23 protein-coding genes and 1 pseudogene are annotated in these 19,034 nt (G+C 42.2%); 20 read left to right on the forward strand and 4 right to left on the reverse strand.

Annotated elements, in window-relative coordinates:
* Nucleotides 1–108 precede the first annotated feature (108 nt).
* Nucleotides 109–234: pseudogene (locus AAC147_RS17910) on the reverse strand (VOC family protein); the annotation flags it as partial.
* 353 nt (nt 235–587) lie between these two features.
* On the opposite strand from AAC147_RS17910, the gene cobU reads away from it, so the two are divergent.
* The 3 genes from cobU (at nt 588) to cobT (ending at nt 3,072) form a co-directional block, all read left to right on the forward strand.
* On the forward strand, nt 588–1,133 hold the full coding sequence (gene cobU / locus AAC147_RS17915; RefSeq protein ID WP_047683381.1) for a bifunctional adenosylcobinamide kinase/adenosylcobinamide-phosphate guanylyltransferase: 546 nt from the start codon (nt 588–590) through the stop codon (nt 1,131–1,133).
* Nucleotides 1,130–1,894, forward strand: coding sequence for an adenosylcobinamide-GDP ribazoletransferase (gene cobS, locus AAC147_RS17920; protein WP_047683382.1), 765 nt, complete (start codon nt 1,130–1,132; stop codon nt 1,892–1,894). Before cobU ends, cobS begins: the two co-directional genes overlap by 4 nt.
* Nucleotides 1,895–2,007: 113 nt before the next feature.
* On the forward strand, nt 2,008–3,072 hold the full coding sequence (gene cobT, locus AAC147_RS17925) for a nicotinate-nucleotide--dimethylbenzimidazole phosphoribosyltransferase (RefSeq protein ID WP_047683384.1): 1,065 nt from the start codon (nt 2,008–2,010) through the stop codon (nt 3,070–3,072).
* Nucleotides 3,073–3,139: 67 nt separating this feature from the next.
* Here cobT and AAC147_RS17930 read toward each other — a convergent pair whose 3' ends face one another.
* Nucleotides 3,140–4,786: an AMP-binding protein gene (locus AAC147_RS17930; RefSeq protein WP_047683386.1), complete on the reverse strand. Its 1,647-nt coding sequence runs from the start codon at nt 4,784–4,786 to the stop codon at nt 3,140–3,142.
* A gap of 284 nt (nt 4,787–5,070) precedes the next feature.
* On the opposite strand from AAC147_RS17930, the gene AAC147_RS17935 reads away from it, so the two are divergent.
* Complete coding sequence (locus tag AAC147_RS17935) at nt 5,071–5,820, forward strand: SDR family oxidoreductase (protein WP_047683388.1); 750 nt, start codon at nt 5,071–5,073, stop codon at nt 5,818–5,820.
* Nucleotides 5,821–5,978: 158 nt separating this feature from the next.
* Nucleotides 5,979–6,674 carry an epoxyqueuosine reductase QueH gene (locus AAC147_RS17940; RefSeq protein ID WP_047683390.1) on the forward strand — a complete coding sequence of 232 codons (696 nt, stop codon included), beginning with the start codon at nt 5,979–5,981 and terminating at the stop codon, nt 6,672–6,674.
* A 135-nt stretch (nt 6,675–6,809) separates the two neighbouring features.
* Here AAC147_RS17940 and AAC147_RS17945 read toward each other — a convergent pair whose 3' ends face one another.
* Nucleotides 6,810–7,625, reverse strand: coding sequence for a helix-turn-helix transcriptional regulator (locus tag AAC147_RS17945; protein ID WP_047683392.1), 816 nt, complete (start codon nt 7,623–7,625; stop codon nt 6,810–6,812).
* Between the two features lie 991 nt (nt 7,626–8,616).
* On the opposite strand from AAC147_RS17945, the gene AAC147_RS17950 reads away from it, so the two are divergent.
* Nucleotides 8,617–9,108, forward strand: a complete 492-nt coding sequence (locus AAC147_RS17950; RefSeq protein WP_081989083.1) for a bactofilin family protein — start codon at nt 8,617–8,619, stop codon at nt 9,106–9,108.
* A 155-nt stretch (nt 9,109–9,263) separates the two neighbouring features.
* The gene (locus tag AAC147_RS17955) at nt 9,264–9,809 is read left to right on the forward strand and encodes a GNAT family N-acetyltransferase (protein ID WP_047683396.1); all 546 of its coding nucleotides are present in this window, start codon (nt 9,264–9,266) and stop codon (nt 9,807–9,809) included.
* A 70-nt stretch (nt 9,810–9,879) separates the two neighbouring features.
* On the opposite strand, the gene AAC147_RS17960 is transcribed toward AAC147_RS17955, so the two are convergent.
* Nucleotides 9,880–10,500, reverse strand: coding sequence for a phage repressor protein CI (locus tag AAC147_RS17960; RefSeq protein WP_047683398.1), 621 nt, complete (start codon nt 10,498–10,500; stop codon nt 9,880–9,882).
* Between the two features lie 201 nt (nt 10,501–10,701).
* Here AAC147_RS17960 and AAC147_RS17965 point away from each other — a divergent pair, with 201 nt between their 5' ends.
* The 13 genes from AAC147_RS17965 to AAC147_RS18025 form a co-directional block, all read left to right on the forward strand.
* Complete coding sequence (locus AAC147_RS17965) at nt 10,702–11,040, forward strand: DUF5347 family protein (protein ID WP_047683400.1); 339 nt, start codon at nt 10,702–10,704, stop codon at nt 11,038–11,040.
* Between the two features lie 107 nt (nt 11,041–11,147).
* Entirely contained in the window at nt 11,148–13,136 is a 1,989-nt protein-coding gene (locus AAC147_RS17970) for a replication endonuclease (RefSeq protein WP_047683402.1), read from the forward strand.
* 170 nt (nt 13,137–13,306) lie between these two features.
* Nucleotides 13,307–13,519, forward strand: coding sequence for a hypothetical protein (locus tag AAC147_RS17975; protein ID WP_047683404.1), 213 nt, complete (start codon nt 13,307–13,309; stop codon nt 13,517–13,519).
* A gap of 16 nt (nt 13,520–13,535) precedes the next feature.
* A complete protein-coding gene (locus tag AAC147_RS17980; protein WP_231571503.1) occupies nt 13,536–13,775 on the forward strand; it encodes a DinI-like family protein in 240 nt (79 codons plus the stop codon).
* 223 nt (nt 13,776–13,998) lie between these two features.
* Nucleotides 13,999–14,202 carry a tail protein X gene (locus AAC147_RS17985; RefSeq protein ID WP_047683408.1) on the forward strand — a complete coding sequence of 68 codons (204 nt, stop codon included), beginning with the start codon at nt 13,999–14,001 and terminating at the stop codon, nt 14,200–14,202.
* 9 nt (nt 14,203–14,211) lie between these two features.
* Nucleotides 14,212–14,475: a hypothetical protein gene (locus AAC147_RS17990; protein WP_047683410.1), complete on the forward strand. Its 264-nt coding sequence runs from the start codon at nt 14,212–14,214 to the stop codon at nt 14,473–14,475.
* Nucleotides 14,476–14,480: 5 nt separating this feature from the next.
* Nucleotides 14,481–15,020: a lysozyme gene (locus AAC147_RS17995; RefSeq protein ID WP_052189631.1), complete on the forward strand. Its 540-nt coding sequence runs from the start codon at nt 14,481–14,483 to the stop codon at nt 15,018–15,020.
* Complete coding sequence (locus AAC147_RS18000) at nt 15,017–15,517, forward strand: lysis system i-spanin subunit Rz (protein WP_052189632.1); 501 nt, start codon at nt 15,017–15,019, stop codon at nt 15,515–15,517. Before AAC147_RS17995 ends, AAC147_RS18000 begins: the two co-directional genes overlap by 4 nt.
* Before the next feature lie 173 nt (nt 15,518–15,690).
* The gene (locus tag AAC147_RS18005; protein WP_047683412.1) at nt 15,691–16,326 is read left to right on the forward strand and encodes a phage baseplate assembly protein V; all 636 of its coding nucleotides are present in this window, start codon (nt 15,691–15,693) and stop codon (nt 16,324–16,326) included.
* Entirely contained in the window at nt 16,323–16,664 is a 342-nt protein-coding gene (locus AAC147_RS18010; protein WP_047683414.1) for a GPW/gp25 family protein, read from the forward strand. Before AAC147_RS18005 ends, AAC147_RS18010 begins: the two co-directional genes overlap by 4 nt.
* A 3-nt stretch (nt 16,665–16,667) precedes the next feature.
* Nucleotides 16,668–17,576, forward strand: coding sequence for a baseplate assembly protein (locus AAC147_RS18015; RefSeq protein WP_047683416.1), 909 nt, complete (start codon nt 16,668–16,670; stop codon nt 17,574–17,576).
* Entirely contained in the window at nt 17,569–18,177 is a 609-nt protein-coding gene (locus AAC147_RS18020; protein WP_047683419.1) for a phage tail protein I, read from the forward strand. Before AAC147_RS18015 ends, AAC147_RS18020 begins: the two co-directional genes overlap by 8 nt.
* A partial coding sequence (locus AAC147_RS18025) for a phage tail protein (protein WP_047683421.1) occupies nt 18,174–19,034 on the forward strand: 861 nt, incomplete at its 3' end. The genes AAC147_RS18020 and AAC147_RS18025, both read left to right, overlap by 4 nt.

Here is a 19,034-nt window from a genome sequence, read left to right on the forward strand (position 1 = left end):
TAATCTGTTTTTTTAATATGAGGGAAATAACCCAATTAAATTGGGCTAATATTTATTAAGAAATTGCGTTTTGATATAAATCCCAACGGTTACCATAAATATCTTCACTTTTTCCTGGTTGGGGATATCTTCCACCAGCGTAAAACCCAATTTGTTGGTGTAGTAATCAATGGCTTTGTCGTAATCATCAACAACAATAGCAACGTAACCTATACATCTTTTTTGTATTCTCATGGTATTCCTATTTAAAATTACAGCATCCGTGTCCCTAAGGCCACATTTTTTCAACTTTGGTGATCCTGCCAACACGAATATCGAGGGCCATAAAAGTAGATATATCTGTGAGATGATTTTCTGGATTTTGCATGTCTGTATATTTGTTAATAGTAAGGTAATTATATTGGGATATTACTATAACAGACAGCACATAAGAATATTTGTCTGACTTTGTGAGCTAATTCACGTCGATACAAAACACTTATCTGTATGAATTCATCAAATAATCATTCAATACGTTATTCTATGGCAACGATATAAACAGGTTTGCTGTAGTCACAAAATACTGTGTAATTTTCGGGAGCCAACAAATGATTTTAGTAACTGGCGGAGCACGTAGTGGAAAGAGTGCTTATGCTGAACGGCTGATCACAGAGCGCTGCGAACAGGTGTTGTATATTGCTACGGCTCAAATTACGGATGAGGAGATGGCTGCTCGTATTGAGCGGCATCAGCAAGATCGCCCCCCCCATTGGCGAACCTGGGAAGGACATCAGGATCTGGGAAATGTTATTCGCCAACACCGTAAACCAGAAGAGGGAGTTATACTTGAATGTGTAACGACATTAATTGCTAACCTGCTTTTTGATAAATCAGAAGGCATGTCACCTGATAAGCTGGATTTCACCTCATTGGAGGTATTTGTCCACCACCAGATAGATGACTTGATCGATGCTTGCCTGAATTGTCCGATGCCTGTTTATTTAGTGACCAATGAATTGGGGATGGGAATTACTCCTGAAAATCGACTGGCTCGTCATTTTATTGATATTGCCGGACGAGCTAACCAGAAACTGGCACAGGCAGCAGAAACAGTCTGGCTGATGGTTTCTGGTATTGGAGTGAAGATTAAATGAAATTGAAACTTTTTTGGGCAACATTACAGTTTATGACACGGCTTCCCGTGCCTGCAAAGTGGGCTCAAGGTACTGATTTTTATCAGCTAGGGCGGGGTATAGCGACTTTCCCTTTGATTGGTTTTATTGTCGGCGTAATTGCATCCTGTATTGCTCTGGCAATAAGTCAATCTGGCGGGGGAGTGTATATTGGTGCAATCGGTTATGCGTTAGCTTTGGTGCTTCTGACTGGCGGATTGCATTTAGATGGTCTGGCTGATACCTGTGACGGGATTTTCTCCAGCCGCCAGAGGGAAAGAATGCTGGAAATTATGCAGGATAGTCGTCTTGGAACGTATGGCGGGCTGGCCCTGATTTTTTGTATCCTCATTAAAATGCTTGCTGTTGTTGAACTTGCCTATCATCCTCCCCTGAAATTATTAGCCTTATTATCCTGTGCTCCTGTTGTTGGACGTACTGTTGTTGTGCTTTTGATGTTTGAGCAGCGTTATGCCCGTGAAAATGAAGGAATGGGGAGCAGTTATATTGGCCGCATTACTCCACGTGGTACGGTGCTCACCTTACTGACAGGGACGGTATTGGTGATGATACTTGGTGATTGGCAGGGATTATCTGCAATGATGGTTACGATGATCGCCATTTTTTTACTTTCTCTCTATTTTAATTATCGGTTGGGAGGGCAAACCGGAGATACACTAGGAGCGGCAATTGAAATAGGCGAAGTGGTTTTTTTACTGACTTTGATTTTGATTTGGAAATAGTTTCTTGGGAAATAGTTTTTTTGAAAAATAGCTTTTATAAATTGGTTTATGGAGAGCCAATAAATGTGGTTTCCTTTAAGTACCCAATCTGAAATTTGGCTGGAAGAATAATTATGGAATTTCACTCTTTGTCTCTTTTACTTGATAAAATTCAACCGCTTGATCGGGAAAAAATGGAGACAGCAGCACAGCATATCGACAGCTTGGTCAAACCGATTGGTAGCCTGGGGCGTCTGGAGACTCTGGCAATACAACTTGCGGGAATGCCCGGTATTGAGGATCTGCGAAATCTGCAAAAAGAAATTATCGTTATGTGTGCTGATCACGGCGTTTATGAAGAAGGTGTGGCTATTTCTCCCAAGAATGTGACGGCCATACAGGCACGGAATATGTTGCAAGGGCTGACAGGAGTTTGTGTATTGGCGAAAAACAGCAATACTCATGTTTTGCCTGTAGATATTGGTATTGATTGTGAGCCAATAGATAATTTGCTCTCTCTCAAATTAGCCCAGGGTTGTGGCAATATTACACAAGGTCCGGCTATGTCTTATGAATATGCAGAAGCATTATTGTTGGCCAGTGCGCAACTCGTTCAACAGCGTATTGCAGCAGGTGTTTCAGTGTTTGGTGTGGGAGAACTGGGAATTGCAAATACGACACCAGCAGCGGCAGTTATCAGTGTCCTTACCGGAAGCGAGCCCTGTGATGTGGTTGGATTGGGCGCTAATTTGCCGATTGAACGACTCAGACATAAAGAATCTGTTGTACGTCGTGCTATTGATGTGAATCAGCCAGATGTGCATTCTTCCCTTGATGTATTAGCAAAGGTAGGTGGGTTTGAGCTTGTGGGGATGACGGGAGTGATTTTGGGAGCCGCAGCCGCAGGCGTTCCGGTTGTCCTTGATGGTTTTATTTCTTACGCTTCTGCGCTGGCGGCAGTCCAGATAGCTCCTTCTGTTCGGGATTACTGTATTCCATCTCATATGTCAGCAGAAAAAGGGGCAGTGTTGGCATTACAGCATTTGGGGCTACAGCCTTATCTGCATTTAGATCTGCGTCTTGGTGAAGGTAGCGGGGCAGCAATTGCAATGTCTTTGATTGATGCTGCCTGTGCAATGTATTGCAATATGGGGTATCTGGCAAAAAGTGGGATTCGATTTCCTGCGTTACTCCAATGAGTTAGGTTCTTTCGGGAGTAATGTTATATTGCTGCATGAATTCTCGCATTTTACCATGTCCTGGATGTTATGGGTCTTTCGCTAATTTTCTTAATTGTTCTTTGAGGATCTTTCCGTTTACATTGCGTGGCAGTGCTAAAAAAGTATAGCCTTTGGGCCGCTTATAGCGTGCTACAACGGTACAGATATAGTCATCCAATTCTTGTTCAGTTATCAATGTATGTTCATCCAGTTCGATAAAGGCATGGGGAACTTCACCCCAATATTCATCAGGTTTTGCTACAATAGCGACAGCCAAAACTCCGGGGTAATTTGACAGAGCATTCTCCAACTCAAGGCTGGAAATATTTTCACCACCAGAAATAATGATATCTTTTTTCCGATCGATGATTTTAATATAACCATCGCAATCAACGACGGCTAAGTCTCCGGTAAAAAACCACTGACTTGTCATATCAGTTGTAATATGGCGGGCAGGATCATAAGAGGCAACAATATTGCCCCGAATGACAATCTCACCAATAGAGTGTCCGTCAGAAGGGACTGTTAACCCGCTGTTTTCATCAATAACCCTGACCTCTCCTTGTAAATTGGAAACAATACCCTGACGCATCTTTTTTAAAATTGTTTCTGATGTTGGTAGTGTTTCCCAATCATGTTTATCTTCACAAACAACGACCGGCCCATAAGTTTCTGTCAGGCCATAGACTTGGGTAACAGCGATCCCGACAGCGTCAAGTAGAGCAAAGATTTTCTCTGTTGGTGGAGCACCGGCAATAAGACCGTAGACATGATTATTAAAAGAGATGCCGCGTTTCTGAGCTTCTTGTCCCAGGGAATAATGCACAATTGGAGCGCCACAATAGTGTGTAACCTGATGTTTTTGCATAAGCTGTATGGCTTCTTCTGCATCAAATTTGCGCATGCAGATATGTGTACCGGCACGTGCAGCTATAGTCCAGGGAAAACACCAGCCATTGCAATGAAACATTGGTAGTGTCCATAAATAAGTAGGGCGCTTAGGCATATCCCAATCCAGGATATTAGAAATTGCGTTAAGGTATGTTCCCCGGTGTGAATAGACAACCAATTTGGGTTGTCCACTGGTTCCCGAAGTGGAATTAATGCTGATGGCTTCCTGTTCGTCAATGGGATAAAAATTTAGGGTCTTGGATGAGTATTGGGTTAACAGTGATTCATAGTGAATAAGATCCTGATCAGTTTCCGATATTAATATAGCTGCATTATGCTGAGTTGCCGCAATATTTTCAGTAACCACAATATTTCCAGTAACCACAATGATTTTTATCGGATTATTAAAAACAACATCATCTAACAATGGAAGATAGACTTTATCTATAACTAAAATCTCAGGATTAATTTTCTCAAAAATAAAATTTAATGTAGCTGAATCTGTCCTGATACTTAAAGCGTTGAGGATCCCCCCGGATAGCGGAACAGCATAATGTAGTTCCAGCAGTTCGTGAGTATTGGATAATAGTGTGGAGACAACACTACCTTTACCCACTCCCATTTGCTGAAGTGCAACTGCAACTTTTTCACAGCGCATTGCATATTGTTGCCACGTCCAACACTGTTCTCCATCTATTATCGCAGGATAGTCACCATTACTTAATATAGTTCTTTTGAGAAATAAAATAGGTGATAGTGCGCTACCGTCATATTCATTTAAGAATGAATGAGAGAGAGTCATATTTTTTTACCCTGTATTTTCACTTATTACTAAAAGTAATCGCGGTGATGATAATATGCAATCCATAATAAGTAATTATGAGTGCTCTTTTCTCAATAAATTTCTCACGAAATTAAGTTAAATAACATCACACTTTTTGTTTAGATATTAAATTGATATTTTATTGTTTTTAATATATCGGTTATATTTATTGTTATTGATAAAATAACATGCTGAAAATATATTGAGGAATTAAGTGTAAGGTAGCAAAAATACTGTATCTACCGATATAAAAGGAAACAAAAATGTTTAATTTAGCCGGAAAAATCGCATTTATTTCTGGAGGAACCAAAGGTATTGGTAAAGGGATTGCTCAGGTATTTAAACGGGCAGGTGCGACGACTATTATTTCAGGTACGGATAAAGTAAAAGGGGAAGTTATTGCCAAAGAATTGGGTGTTGATTTTATCTCCCTTGATGTCACGGATCAGGCTGCATGTAAAAATGTGATTGATGGAATTGTCGAAAAATATGGCAGGATTGATATTCTTTGTTCAAATGCGGGTATTTTTCCACAACATTTTCTTAACGAGATGACGGTTGAAGATTGGGATTTAGTGTATACCGTCAACCTGAAAGGTACATTTTTATTAGTTCAGGCTGCGCTGAGTGTAATGGAGAAGCAGCAGTATGGACGAATTATACTGACTTCATCTATCACTGGTGAGATAGTAGGAATGCCGGGATACAGCCATTACGGTGCGAGTAAAGCAGGGCAGCTAGGGTTTATGCGAAGTGCGGCACTTGAATATGCAACTCAGGGTATTACGATTAATTCCATTATGCCAGGCATGATTGCTACTGAAGGCTTGCAGGCATTCGGTGAAGATTTTTTGCAACAGATCGAAGCTACAACCCCAATGCGTTCCTTAGGAACACCGGAAGATATTGGCTATACTGCTTGTTTCCTGGCTTCTGATGAAGCGAAATATATAACCGGGCAGACAATTGTGGTTGATGGTGGGCAGGTATTACCAGAAATACAAGGTGTTTGATTGATCTAATGTGATCAAAATCGCCTTTTCTTTCTCTCTATTCTTTCTGTCCGTTGTCGTAAGGCAGAAGAAAAAGGTAAGATGGGTAACTAATAAACACAGGGAGGGAAAGCATATTCTCTTCCTGGTTTTTTATTGTCTGAGTTAGGTAAAATACTATGTCATTGAACTATGAACGTAAGTCTCTTCCACTACCCAATGGAAATAATAAAGTACTGCTGCACTCATGTTGTGCGCCGTGCTCAGGGGAAGTGATGGAAGCGATGTTAGCTTCGGGGATAGATTTCACAATATTTTTCTATAATCCGAATATTCATCCGCTAAAGGAATATGAACTGCGTAAAGATGAAAATATTCGTTTTGCAGAACAGATGGGCATTCCTTTTATTGATGCTGATTATGATCGTGATAACTGGTTTGAACGAGCAAAAGGTATGGAAAACGAACCTGAACGCGGCATTCGCTGTACTATGTGTTTTGACATGCGTTTTGAGCGGACAGCGTTATATGCTCATGAGCATGGTTTTCCTGTTATTACCAGTTCGCTTGGTATTTCACGCTGGAAAAATATGCAGCAAATTAATGAGTGTGGTGTCCGCGCTGCTTCCCGTTATCCGGGGTTAACGTATTGGGAATATAACTGGCGTAAAGGCGGCGGTTCTGCGCGTATGATAGAAATCAGTAAACGCGAAGAATTTTATCAGCAAGAATATTGTGGCTGTATTTATTCTCTGCGCGATACTAATCGACATCGTTTGGCGACCGGACGGGAAAGAATAAAACTCGGTACTGTGTTTTACAATGCAGATAGCGATAAAAAAAGTAATAAAAGCTGCAATAAGAAAGATCATTAATCACTATAACTGTCGATTAACGTATTCTCTTTTCTCTCTTATTTAATACCTGTCCACCATTTTGATATGGAGGCAGGTTTATTATTTTTTGCCTCATCATATCTGCCTGAGTTTTTATGAGGCAAAAAACTGTAATTAATTTTTGCCGTATCTGGCTCTATTGGGTGTACACCCAAAGCGTTTCCGATAGCTTTGAGTAAAGTAGGACTGACTGGAAAAGCCAGATTCCAGCGAGATATCAGCAATGCTCATTCCACTGTTCAATAGTAATTGATGTGCATAAAGGATACGCTGTTCACTGATCCAGGCACGGGGTGATATGCCGTAAACACTGTTGAAAAGTTCCTTGAATGAAGTTAACCCCATGCCAAATTCGCGGGCAAAATCATTCAGCCTCCATTCTTTGAGATAGTGAGCCTCCATAAATGCTTGCAATCGTTCTACTTGACGATTACTCAACTGCCGCAAAACCGACAGCAGTAATGAGCCTTGTTTTCCGAGGGAAAGTAACAAAAGTAGCTCTTCAATTCTTAACTGAACCAATACTGGGGGATAGTCATGAGCAAGTACGTTGACTAATCCACGGATACTTTCTGTTAATAAAGGAAATTGATTGAAAGGAATTAACCGATAAGCGGGGAAATCATGACGCTCTATATTACTTAATAGATCTCCAAAGCGTTTCATAAAACTACGCAAAAAATCCATATGTAATGGTAGCCATAATGCCTGACAATTTTTTGTATTAGTTTTTGCAGCATAGTTTCCCGGATGGGTAAGAAGGATATCATTTGACTTGATGTGATAGGTTTTGGTGCAATCTTTCCACATCATTTCCCCGTCAAGTAAAATATACAGTCCTCTTTGTTTATGTTCGAGAATATTGAAGTCCGGCATGGTTAACTGTAAAGAGAAAATATTCTTTTTGTTTAAGCCTGTCGTCCTTTTCATTTTATACTCCTAATCTTCCGTATCATGAGTAATCTGAGATCCATTGACCATATCCTCTGTCTTTCAAGTAGCTTTTTTGTGGACTGGAATGCAACTCAAAACTTACTGGATATAAATTGAATGTAGGATAAACATATTGTCAGATATCAGAATCGTATGCGTAACATCAATTAAATCACCCCAGTATTATATCCTCAAATTAATATTTATGTTAGTTTTAAATGTCAAAAATTTAGATTTAAATTTATTTGTTCTCAAGCCAGAGAAGCTGAGGTGGTGATATGTTTTTATCCATTCCGTTAATAAAAATTATCAATTTTTAATTGGGTAAATTTAAATCCCAATAGATTGATTATTTCTTGAAATAAATTTTTATATTAGAAAAGGCAAAGAATAGAATCATATTTACACCAGAATTTATGCTCTCATTATTATTCTTTCATTGATTAGGTATTAGGGCACAACAATATTACTGTATCACCTGTGATATTATTTTGTTAATTATTCGTTTAATTGTGTTGCGGATTTATTAGTTTATATGGTTTTTATATTGAAAATAGTCAGATAAAGCTGTTGAAGTGAGCTTTTTATGTTGGAGTTTAAGAGAGAATTATCGATAATTCAGCATATTAGGCTTTAGCGACAGCGTTATCGGTGTAATAGCGTTACAAATGCCCCTGTTATAGCTTTGTAGATTGTTTTTTATACTGATACAATGCTAGGATGTATTTTCATCACCTTTCTTCTATATCCGCTAAGGCATACTCATAGATATATTTGCTGATGAAAGATAAAAGATCACAAGAACGAGAAAAATATGGAAAAGTATCGTTTTTCAGATAACGTTTTTTTATACAGTCTATGGCTCTTCTGGGCTATTACACTGGGTTTGTACGTGTATGGTGCAAATATTAGTTGTGCCATAACAGCAATTTTATCTTTTTTAGCCTTAGTATTTTACTTTACTAATATGAAACAGAGAATCAAAGCTATGTTTGGAAAAAAAACTGAGGCATCTGCTGCCAGCCTGGTCACACAGATCACTCCTGTGCAAACTGAAGAGAAAAAAATCTCCGGTACTGAAGCCCGTGCGAATACAATTATTGCGAAGAATTCCGTATTTAAAGGGGATATCGAGATGGAAGGAGATATTCAGATTTGGGGAAAAGTTGTCGGGAATATTCGCGTAAAAGGAGGTGCTATCCGTGTTATGCATGCCGGAAAAGTGGAAGGTGAGCTAAGTGCACCTGAAATTATTATTGATGGTCACGTTGAAGGAACGTGCTGTGCAGAAACATTAGATATTCTTGAGCACGGAGAATTACGGGGTATTAGCCGTTGCGGTAGTATGTCAATCCGACGTGGTGGATTATTTATTGGTCAGTCTGAACAAGTAGAAAATAAGAAAAAACAGGAAGCTGAGCGAATTGTTTCTATTAAGGAAAGTCAGGGAGACAAGCCAAAATCTAAAACCACTGCCTGATATCTGCTGATAAAGAATACTCCGCGTTTTTCAATCTATTGAGATTCATTGAGTATAAAACTCCATGTATTCTGCCGGAAATATGTAGAATTTTCCGGCAGTTTTTGTTTTGATAGTCAACTGTTTTATACCTCAATGAATTTTAAGGGGGCGTTGTGATTATAGAACTGGAAACAGAAAGGTTATGGCTTCGCGCCTGGAAGGAAGAAGATAGAGAACCTTTCTTTCGCTTGAACAGTAATCCGGAAGTGATGGAGTTTTTCCCTGAGACGCTGACAAGAGAGCAAAGTGACACATTCGTTGATAGTTTTATTCGTAAATTCGAAATACAAGGAGGTTGGGGTTTATGGGCGGTTGAATTAAAGCAGAATGGCGAATTTATTGGTTTTGTTGGGCTGAATATCCCTAGCCTTGAATTGCCATTTTCTCCTTTTGTTGAGATAGGCTGGCGTCTTGATAAGCCATTTTGGGGAAAAGGTTATGCTTGTGAAGCGGCCCGTAAAGTTTTTGATTTTGCTTTTACAGAAACTGAACTAGATGAAATTGTGGCGTTCACCTCTTTGCTGAACTATCGCTCAGAAAGTGTAATGAAAAAATTGGGTATGGTCAGAGATGAAAAGACCTTCATGTATCCGGCATTAGAGGAAGATCATCCATTGCGGGAGCATGTTTTGTACCGGATCAAGCGTCCGGCTGGTTAAATAGACGCCATCAAGGTTATTCTGATGAACAGAAATGACCTTGATGGAAAACGTATTACTACATAAACCGTTATTGTCTGGAGATCACCAAAGCGACGCGGCCAATGAATTGAATATCACTGATCGCACAGTCAAAGGTGACATCATCATCGCTGACTCGAATTTTACTGACAGGGATTTTGGCTATTTTCTTGATACTGTGCATTCCTTCAATATCTACCAGCCATAAACCATCCTGAATATTGTCTTCCTGGGTATCAAGCAGATACCAGGATATGCCATCATCAACCATCAGCGGTTTTCTGAGGTCTTTGGAAATTAGCTCACTATCCAGGATAACCGGATCAGCCTCATTTAGTTTTCCTCCTGACAGTTTTACACGAGAGATTGACGGCGCGATGATATCTTCCAACCGTTCCGTTTTTTTACCTTCTTCTCCGTTTGGGAACATCTCTCCTTGCCCTGTACTCAACCATAACAGTGAAGCACCAGTTTCTAGATTACACTGAATAATCCAATCCGCCGGAAAACTATCACGAAGATAGCGGTTTGCCATAGTGCTTTTGGACACGCCTAAATGGTCACTCAGAGCCTGACGAGACTTAAATCCATACGCGCGGACAAGGCGCTCAATAGCTGGTCGCCCACCGCTATCAGCCCCCATCTTGATCTCAATATTGGTATTTTTCATTGACAGTACAGATAAGAGATATTAGTATCTCACCAAAGTTCTCTAATTGAGACCCTGATGAACCCAGATTGGTTAATGCGAAAACCATTGAGAGATATTGCATCATGAACTGCCAAATTTCAATCCTTATACCAGAGATCAACTGTGTTCCAAGTATTGCTCAGACAATAAGCTCTCTGAAGGTAAAAGAGTGAGGAAAATATGGCGAATACAGAGAAAGAAAAATTTGCCCAAATTAACCTCGGTCAGCGGCTGGAAGGATTGAACCATCTGTCAAAGATCAGAGCGATATACTGGGGAAATGATGAGAAAGAATTAAGACGGTTTCTTGCCGATATGCGTGACAAAAGGGATTGTCATTATGCAGAGAATAAGCGGGTGCTATCCGCTATTTTCTATTTGGCAAATATTCCACGTTCTCGTCATGGCAATGAAATCAGCCAATTTACCCTAGAGGAAAAACGGTCTCTGATCAAAGCGATGAATCACATTAAGGTTGTAGTCAGTCAGTTTCCCAAGCATTTGACGTTATCCAATTAATCACTCTTTTAAACATTTTTTCTGTTTATCTTTCTGAATAAATAGCATTTTTGAACAGATGGCATGTGCACGTCAGGCACTTACATACCCTTAATATGGTGACATTGATGAATAGTATTTCTTTCGCTCATGAATATTACGCTGGCAATGCTATTGCCAACGATAAGCAGGTGGGAATGTGTCGGCCAAACTTCCCGCAAAATGCGTCAATGGCAGAGTGTTTGTTGTGGGAAGTGAATGCAGAAGATTATCAATGGTGCCATCAATATATCGGTCAGATACCGGTCTTTCTGGCGAAATATTTCAGCCGCCGTTATGCCGATATTTTGACTAAATCAGGGCGCAGGGCTGCCAATTCTTATCTGAGAAAAACTGTCGGGCAGAATGTGTTGCCACGGTTACAGTTGGTTAAGCACAGATACCAATTCAAACACCGGGTGTCTGGTATTGCTCCTTTCCCTTTTATTGCACAATTGAATAACGTGGTGACTTATGATCGTAAACAGCTTTTGAAGCTCGCTCATGAAGTCTCTGTGTTTATCACGGAAAACTATGAGTACTATTCTCTGAAGCCTTTTGGGGAACCCGCTTCTTTAAGTCCCTCTTCTTTGCAAAAACCTTTTTTGCAAGAGTCCCAACATAGCCAAATGAAATCTTTGGACAGTGAGATGGAACAATTTTCTCGTATGGCAGAAGTTTATCAATTATTGGCAAAACTAACGTTGCAATGTGGTACTCATCCTCCTTATTGGCAGCGATTTAACCATGGACGCAAAGCACTTTCTGTCGATCAGCTCTGTGCAGCAATGTTGCGTATGATGTCCGCCCGCTGGTGGTACTTTCGTTTAAAGCGCCTGCGGGATATTCAATCAGAACATATGGCAATTGCAGTTGGACAGGTTCAGAAAATGGCATCGCCTTATGTTTCGCAACATGCTTTGCGTGAATGGCTGGAGCAAAAGCGACGCAATCGTGAGTTTTTCCAGCTTTTTGATTTGGAAAATGAAGCGGGAGAACGTATTTCATTAGCAGAAACTGTGATTCACAGTAACGCGAATCCTGCTATCCGTCGTTGTGAATTGATGGTCAGAATGCGCGGTTTCGAGGATATTGCTGACAAAATGGGCTGTGTAGGGGAATTCTATACTATTACGGCACCAGCGAAATACCACGCAGTCCGGCATCAAGGTGGATTTGTTAATCAGTGGGAGGGCGCGACTCCCCGCGATACACAACGCTATTTATGCAGCGTATGGGCAAAAGCCCGTGCAGCTATTGCTCGTGCAGGAATTAATCTATTTGGTTTTCGTGTTGTCGAACCTCATCATGACGGTACTCCGCATTGGCATATTTTATTGTTTATGCTGCCAGAACATGTGCAGCAGGTCAGAAAAATCCTTGAACATTACACTTGTCAGGAAGAAGAGGAAGAGTTACTGCGTCATCGTAATAATGACAAAAAATCTCGTTTTGATTACAGGGAGATAGATCCTCATCAAGGTAGTGCGACAGGTTATATCGCAAAGTACATTTCTAAAAATATTGATGGTTACGCATTAGAAGATGAAATCGATCATGAAACGGGCGAATCATTACGCGATATGGCTAAATCGGTAACAGCATGGGCAAGTCGTTGGCGTATTCGTCAATTTCAACAAATTGGTGGCGCTCCGGTTTCTGTTTGGCGCGAATTGCGCCGACTCAAAGAAATACGTTTGTCTGATAATAAAATGAATGCGGTCTTACAGGCCGCAGATGAAGGCAATTGGGCTGCTTATACGCAGGCCCAAGGTGGACCGTGGGTTGCTCGTTGTGATTTGGTCATCCGACTCTCTTACAAACAGATTCCATTTGGTAGCCCTTATGGTGAAGAAATTCACGTCATCCAAGGAGTGACCTCGCCTTTGCTGTCTTATGCAAAATATATCTGTACACGAATCCATCAATGGTCAATTGTACCAAAATCTGATGCGATTCCGACTTCGGAGAAGATTGTCTATAAAAGAAACAGGAAATGGCTCTCTTGGAGTTCTGTCAATAACTGTACGGATAGACAGGGAAGATATTATTGTGATATAGATGTGAAATTGTTTTAAAGAATACTTTTTTTCAAAAAAAAATTTCCATAAAAGAAATATATAATGGTTATTAACTATTAATTTTTATCTTTAGGAAGGGAAAAAACTACTTTAAATTTTCACTAATTAGGTGTACTGTATATGTATACAGTTTTTGAGTGGAGGCGTATATATCAGTGGACTCTCTTATGGAATCATTGGTAGCACAACGTATTAATTTTATTGCCAGAATGGCGACAAGTTGTGAATGCAATCAAGCAGAAGACAAAGAATTGGCATTGGTCTGGATAGCTGAGTTATCTGCACCTTATGAAAAAAGACTTAGCAGTTATAATAGCTTGTATAAAAACAATTTGTTAGAAAGGGAATGGTCGGTAAATTCAGATTCGGTAGAAGAATAGATTTTGTCGGGAGAAAATGATGCGGATTGAAATACTTTTCGATAAGCGAGCTAATGTTTCTGAATCGGTCATGTCTGCACTTGAAAATGAACTTAAAAAGAAAATACTACCTCAGTATCCAGAGATGCATTTTAGAATTGCCGTCAGCAGCAATACGTCCGTAAAAGTGACAGGAAGTAAAAACAGTAGTGAACACAACCAAATAATGGAACTCATCCAAAGTGTCTGGGAGGATGATAGCTGGCTATCGGATTAGGTCTAATAGATTGAATTCTCAAACAAATAACAAATAATTTAAATAACACAAGGGCAGGGTCAATTCCTGCCCTTATGCTTTCTTAAAAAGTCAATATCCTGGCAGAGTTGTTCTTCATTTGTACGATTTCTCCGACAATGCCGCTTCATTGAGGTGTTCCGCTGATTATTCGATCATAACTCTCCGATTTACTGATTGTTTTCTGCAAAGAAAAGGAGAGTGTATGCAAATTATTGCACAACAAAATGAGACGGTTGATGCTTTGTGCTGGCGCCATTATGGCCGGACATTGGGCATGACGGAACGTGTATTGTTAGCCAATCCGGGACTTGCTGATTTTGGCGCGATATTGCCTCATGGAACAAAAGTTGAAATGCCGGACTTTATGCCTGTGGCCAGCAAGCCTATGATCCAGCTTTGGGATTAAGGGGTATGAATGGATAAATACAGCCATGCAACTTATGCCTGCGCCAGTACCACTGCTATTTTTTCCGGTCTTTCTTTATATGAGTGGAGTTTCCTGTTGGGAGCATTCGCCAGCATTGCTCTCGGCATTCTGACTTATCGTCTCAATCGTCGTGAGCAAATGAAACGCACTCTGATCTTAAAAGAAATTTTGGAAAATCTGGAGGTAGATCCTGCGTCAAAATCAGCCAGTATTGTCAGCGAGCTGATAAATCACGCACCAAAAGAGCTGTGATATGTATGCAGGATTTCAAAACTAAACTTAGCCGGTTGCTTATTGGTCTTATCATCGGTGGTGCTAGTTCTTCCGTTATTCTTTCCCAGTTCCTTGATGAGAAAGAGGGTAACCGGCTTACAGCCTATCAGGATGCTGGTGGAGTTTGGACGATATGTCGGGGAGTGACGCGCATTGATAATAAAGCGGTATATAAAGGAATGCAGTTGACCTCTGAACAATGTGAAGCATTGAACCGGATTGAAGCTGATAAAGCGATTGATTGGGTAAAAAAGAATGTCCACATTCCGCTGACTGAACCACAAATTGCAGGGATTGCCAGTTTTTGCCCATATAACATCGGTCCTTCAAAATGCTTTTCTTCCACATTTTATCGCAAGCTCAATGCCGGAGATAGAAAAGGTGCCTGTCAGGAGATTAAACGCTGGATTTATGATGGAGGACGTGATTGCCGAAAAACCCAAGGACAGCCGAACGGTTGTTATGGGCAGGTCTTACGGCGTGATCAGGAATCTGAACTGGCTTGTTGGGGACTGGAACAATGAAGAAAGTACCTTTAATTGTCACCTTTATAATTGGAGGATGCTTTGGCTGGTGGGGACACCGTTCACTGTTTCTTAGCGAAGTGGCAAACTTGAAGCAGCAGCATTCCGCTCAAATCGCTGCTATCTACCAGAAAGCAAGCCAGGAAACATTATCAGCTATTCAACGAATGAAAGATGCACAAAACAGGGTCGCTCAACTGGATGAATACTATTCTGGAAAATTAACTCATGTTACTGAAGAAAATGCCGCTTTGCGGGCTGATATTGCCGCTGGCCATCGCCGGGTGCGAATCGCCACCGCCAACCTTGCTACCTGTCAGCTCACCCAAAACCGAAATACCCGCTCCCGCAGTATGGGCGATGGAACCCAAGTCGAACTCATTGCAAAAGCTGGACGCACTATTTACGATATCCGAGCCGGTATCATCAACGATCAAGCCAAACTAGATTACCTGCAACAGTATGTCCGTGAAGTTGTCCGGCAATGTAAACCCTAGCCATTCTGTATGGCTTAACAGAACTCCCTTACATGACCTCCTAAAAGCCTTTTTTCAGAATAAAAAAGGCTTTTATTTTATTGATTTAATTTCCTTTTTTCTGCTGTTTTGTATGCCGGTTCCTACAAGCCTGGTTTAATGTTTCACCTGCTTTTTCATGGCATTCTTACGCCATGAACACACAACTCACTGAACTGATGCGCTTATTGCGCAACCTGATCCGAACAGGCGTCATTACCCAAGTGGATACCACAAAGGGAATGTGCCGAGTCGCGACAGGTAATCTTGAAACCAACTGGCTGCACTGGTTGACATCCAGAGCGGGAAACTCCCGCACGTGGTGGGCGCCCAGTGTTGGTGAGCAGGTTTTATTACTGTCCATAGGCGGCGAACTGACCACCGCCTTTGTATTGCCAGCAATTTTCTCAGATGAGTTTCCGGCACCATCAACATCTCCTGAAGCAACGCATATTAAGTTTCCGGATGGTGCAGTGATGGAATATGAACCGCAATCAGGCGCATTGACTGTGACTGGCATCAAAACCGCGACAGTGATTGCATCGGATTCCGTTCATATTACTGCGCCGGAAATTACCTGTGTTGCCAGCACCAGAATTACGCTGGATACACCGGAAGTCATCTGTACGCAGCTAATGAGCACGGGGAATCTGATCGTGCGCAACGGCGGCAAAATGACGGGCAATATTGAGCACACCGGCGGCACATTCAGTTCCAATGGTGTGATCGTGGATTCCCATAAACACACCGGTATTCGGTCAGGCGGTGACACATCAGGAGGCCCCGTATGATGTATCTGGGTATGAACCGACAGACAGGTAAGGAGCTGGCCGATCTGGATCATGTCCGGCAATCTGTCAGCGATATTTTACTGACCCCTGTGGGTAGCCGTATTGCACGGCGGACTTACGGCTCTTTGCTGCCTGAACTGATCGACTGGCCGCAAAACCCGGCGCTCAGGCTTCAAGTGATGGCGGCCAGCTTTACCGCAATCAGCCGCTGGGAGCCACGTGTGACGCTGACGTCAATCACGATGGAAACCCTACAGGACGGCAGAATGGTGGTAGATATCACGGGTACTTACCATCAGTCCGCCAAAGAATTTTCACTTTCGATTCCGGTGAGGTAAGCAATGCCAACAATCGATTTAAGTCAGTTGCCGCCACCGGACGTGGTTGAGCCACTGGATTACGAACAACTGTTAGAAGAGCGCAAAAGAGGGCTGATATCGCTTTATCCTGGAGACCAGCAAGATGCCATTGCTCGAACCCTGCAACTTGAATCCGAGCCTTTGGTGAAGTTGCTGGAAGAGAACGTGTACCGCGAACTGCTTCTGCGCCAGCGAGTTAATGAAGCTGCACGAGCGGTAATGGTTGCTTATTCAACTGGTAACGATCTGGATCAATTGGGTGCGAACAACAATGTATCCCGCATGGTTTTGCGTTCTGCGGATAACTCCACCATACCGCCGACACCGGCTGTTATGGAATCCGACAACGATTACCGCGTGCGCATTCCTCAAGCCTTTGAAGGTTTGAGCGTTGCAGGACCGGTTGGGGCTTATGAATACCATGCCCGCAGTGCAGATGGGCGTGTCGCGGATGCTTCGGCTATCAGCCCCTCACCAGCCAACGTTACGGTAACAATCATGTCCCGTGAAGACAAAGGTGTGGCATCCAAAGAACTGTTGGAAATCGTCGAAAAAGCCCTGAACGATGAAAACGTACGCCCAGTGGCAGATCGTTTGAAAGTTCAGTCAGCGAACATTGTGGAATATGAAATTGATGCGGTGTTGTACATCTTCCCGACACCGGAATCAGAACCTATCCGTAAAGCGGCTGAGCAAAAACTGAAACATTACGTTGAAGCGCAACATCGTTTGGGGCGTGACATTCGTTTGTCAGCGATTTATGCCGCATTGCATGTGGAAGGTGTCCAGCGTGTAGAACTGAAAGCACCGCTGAAAGACGTTGTGCTGGATAAAACTCAGGCTTCTTACTGCACCAAGACCACATTGACGATGGGAGGTTCTGATGAGTGATCGCCTTCTGCCGATGGGCTCAACCCAGTTAGAACTTGCCGCAGCTAAAGCATGTGCTGAGTTGCAGAAGATCAAAGTGCCATTGCGGGAACTGTGGAACCCGGACACTTGTCCGGCATCATTACTGCCTTATCTGGCATGGGCGTGGTCAGTGGATCGCTGGGACGAAAACTGGCCTGAGAACACCAAAAGGGAAGTGATCAAAAGCTCGTTGTTCCTGCACAAACATAAAGGAACGATTGGTGCGATTCGGCGGGTAGTTGAACCGTTAGGTTATATCATCCGTGTACGGGAGTGGTGGCAGACCAACGACGTTCCGGGCACCTTCCGGCTGGACATTGGTGTGCTGGATAGTGGTATCACCCATGAAATGTTCGAAGAGCTGGAAAATTTGATTTTCGATGCCAAGCCGGTGAGTCGACATTTGATTGGGTTGGATATCAACCTGGATACACGCGGTGAATATCACTACTCGGTAGCGACTTACAGCGGTGATGAATTGACAGTTTATCCCTATTTCCCAAAAGAAGTGACAGTATCCGGCTCAGAAATTGTGGGCGCGGGAGTACATATTATTGATGACATGAGGATTAGACCATGAGTACCAAATATTTTGCGCTGCTGACACAGTTGGGCGCAGATAAATTGGCAAATGCTGCGGCACTGGGTACTAAAATCGAAATTACCCATATGGCCGTTGGTGATGGTGGCGGCAGCCTGCCGATGCCAGACACTAAACAAACTAAATTGATTAATGAAAAACGTCGTGCAGCGATTAATACGCTGAGCATTGATCCAAAAAACACTAACCAAATCATTGCGGAACAAGTTATTCCTGAAAACGAAGGTGGCTGGTGGATCCGTGAAATCGGCCTGTATGACAAAGATGGTATTCTGATCGCTGTTGGTAACTGTGCAGAAACCTACAAACCCCAATTACAGGAAGGCTCCGGTCGTACACAGACGATCCGTATGATCCTGATTGTCAGCAGCGCTGACGCAGTGACTTTGAAAATTGATCCGTCTGTGATCCTGGCGACACGTGAATATGTGGACGATTCCATTAAGAAACATGCAAATAGCCGTAATCATCCTGATGCGACGCTGAAAGAAAAGGGATTTGTGATCCTAAGCAGCGCGGTGGACAGCAATAGCGAAACTCATGCAGCGACACCGAAATCGGTAAAGGCGGCTTATGATTTGGCTAATGCGGCGAATAATAATGCTAATGGTCGTGTTCCGGCAGGGCGTAAGGTGAATGGTAAGGCGCTATCAGCAGATATTGCGCTGAATGCAGGGGATGTTGGAGCTTATTCTAAGGAAGAAACCGAAGCTAAGGTGCGTGAAGCTAAAGCACAGGCAGATGCAGCAAATAATAATGCCAATACTCGTCTGGAAAAAAACAAGAATGGTGCGGATATTCCAAACAAAGATGAGTTTGTAAAAAACCTCGGTTTA

The sequence above is a fragment of the Xenorhabdus sp. NBAII XenSa04 genome, from assembly GCF_963866145.1.
GTDB classification, from domain to species: domain Bacteria; phylum Pseudomonadota; class Gammaproteobacteria; order Enterobacterales; family Enterobacteriaceae; genus Xenorhabdus; species Xenorhabdus indica.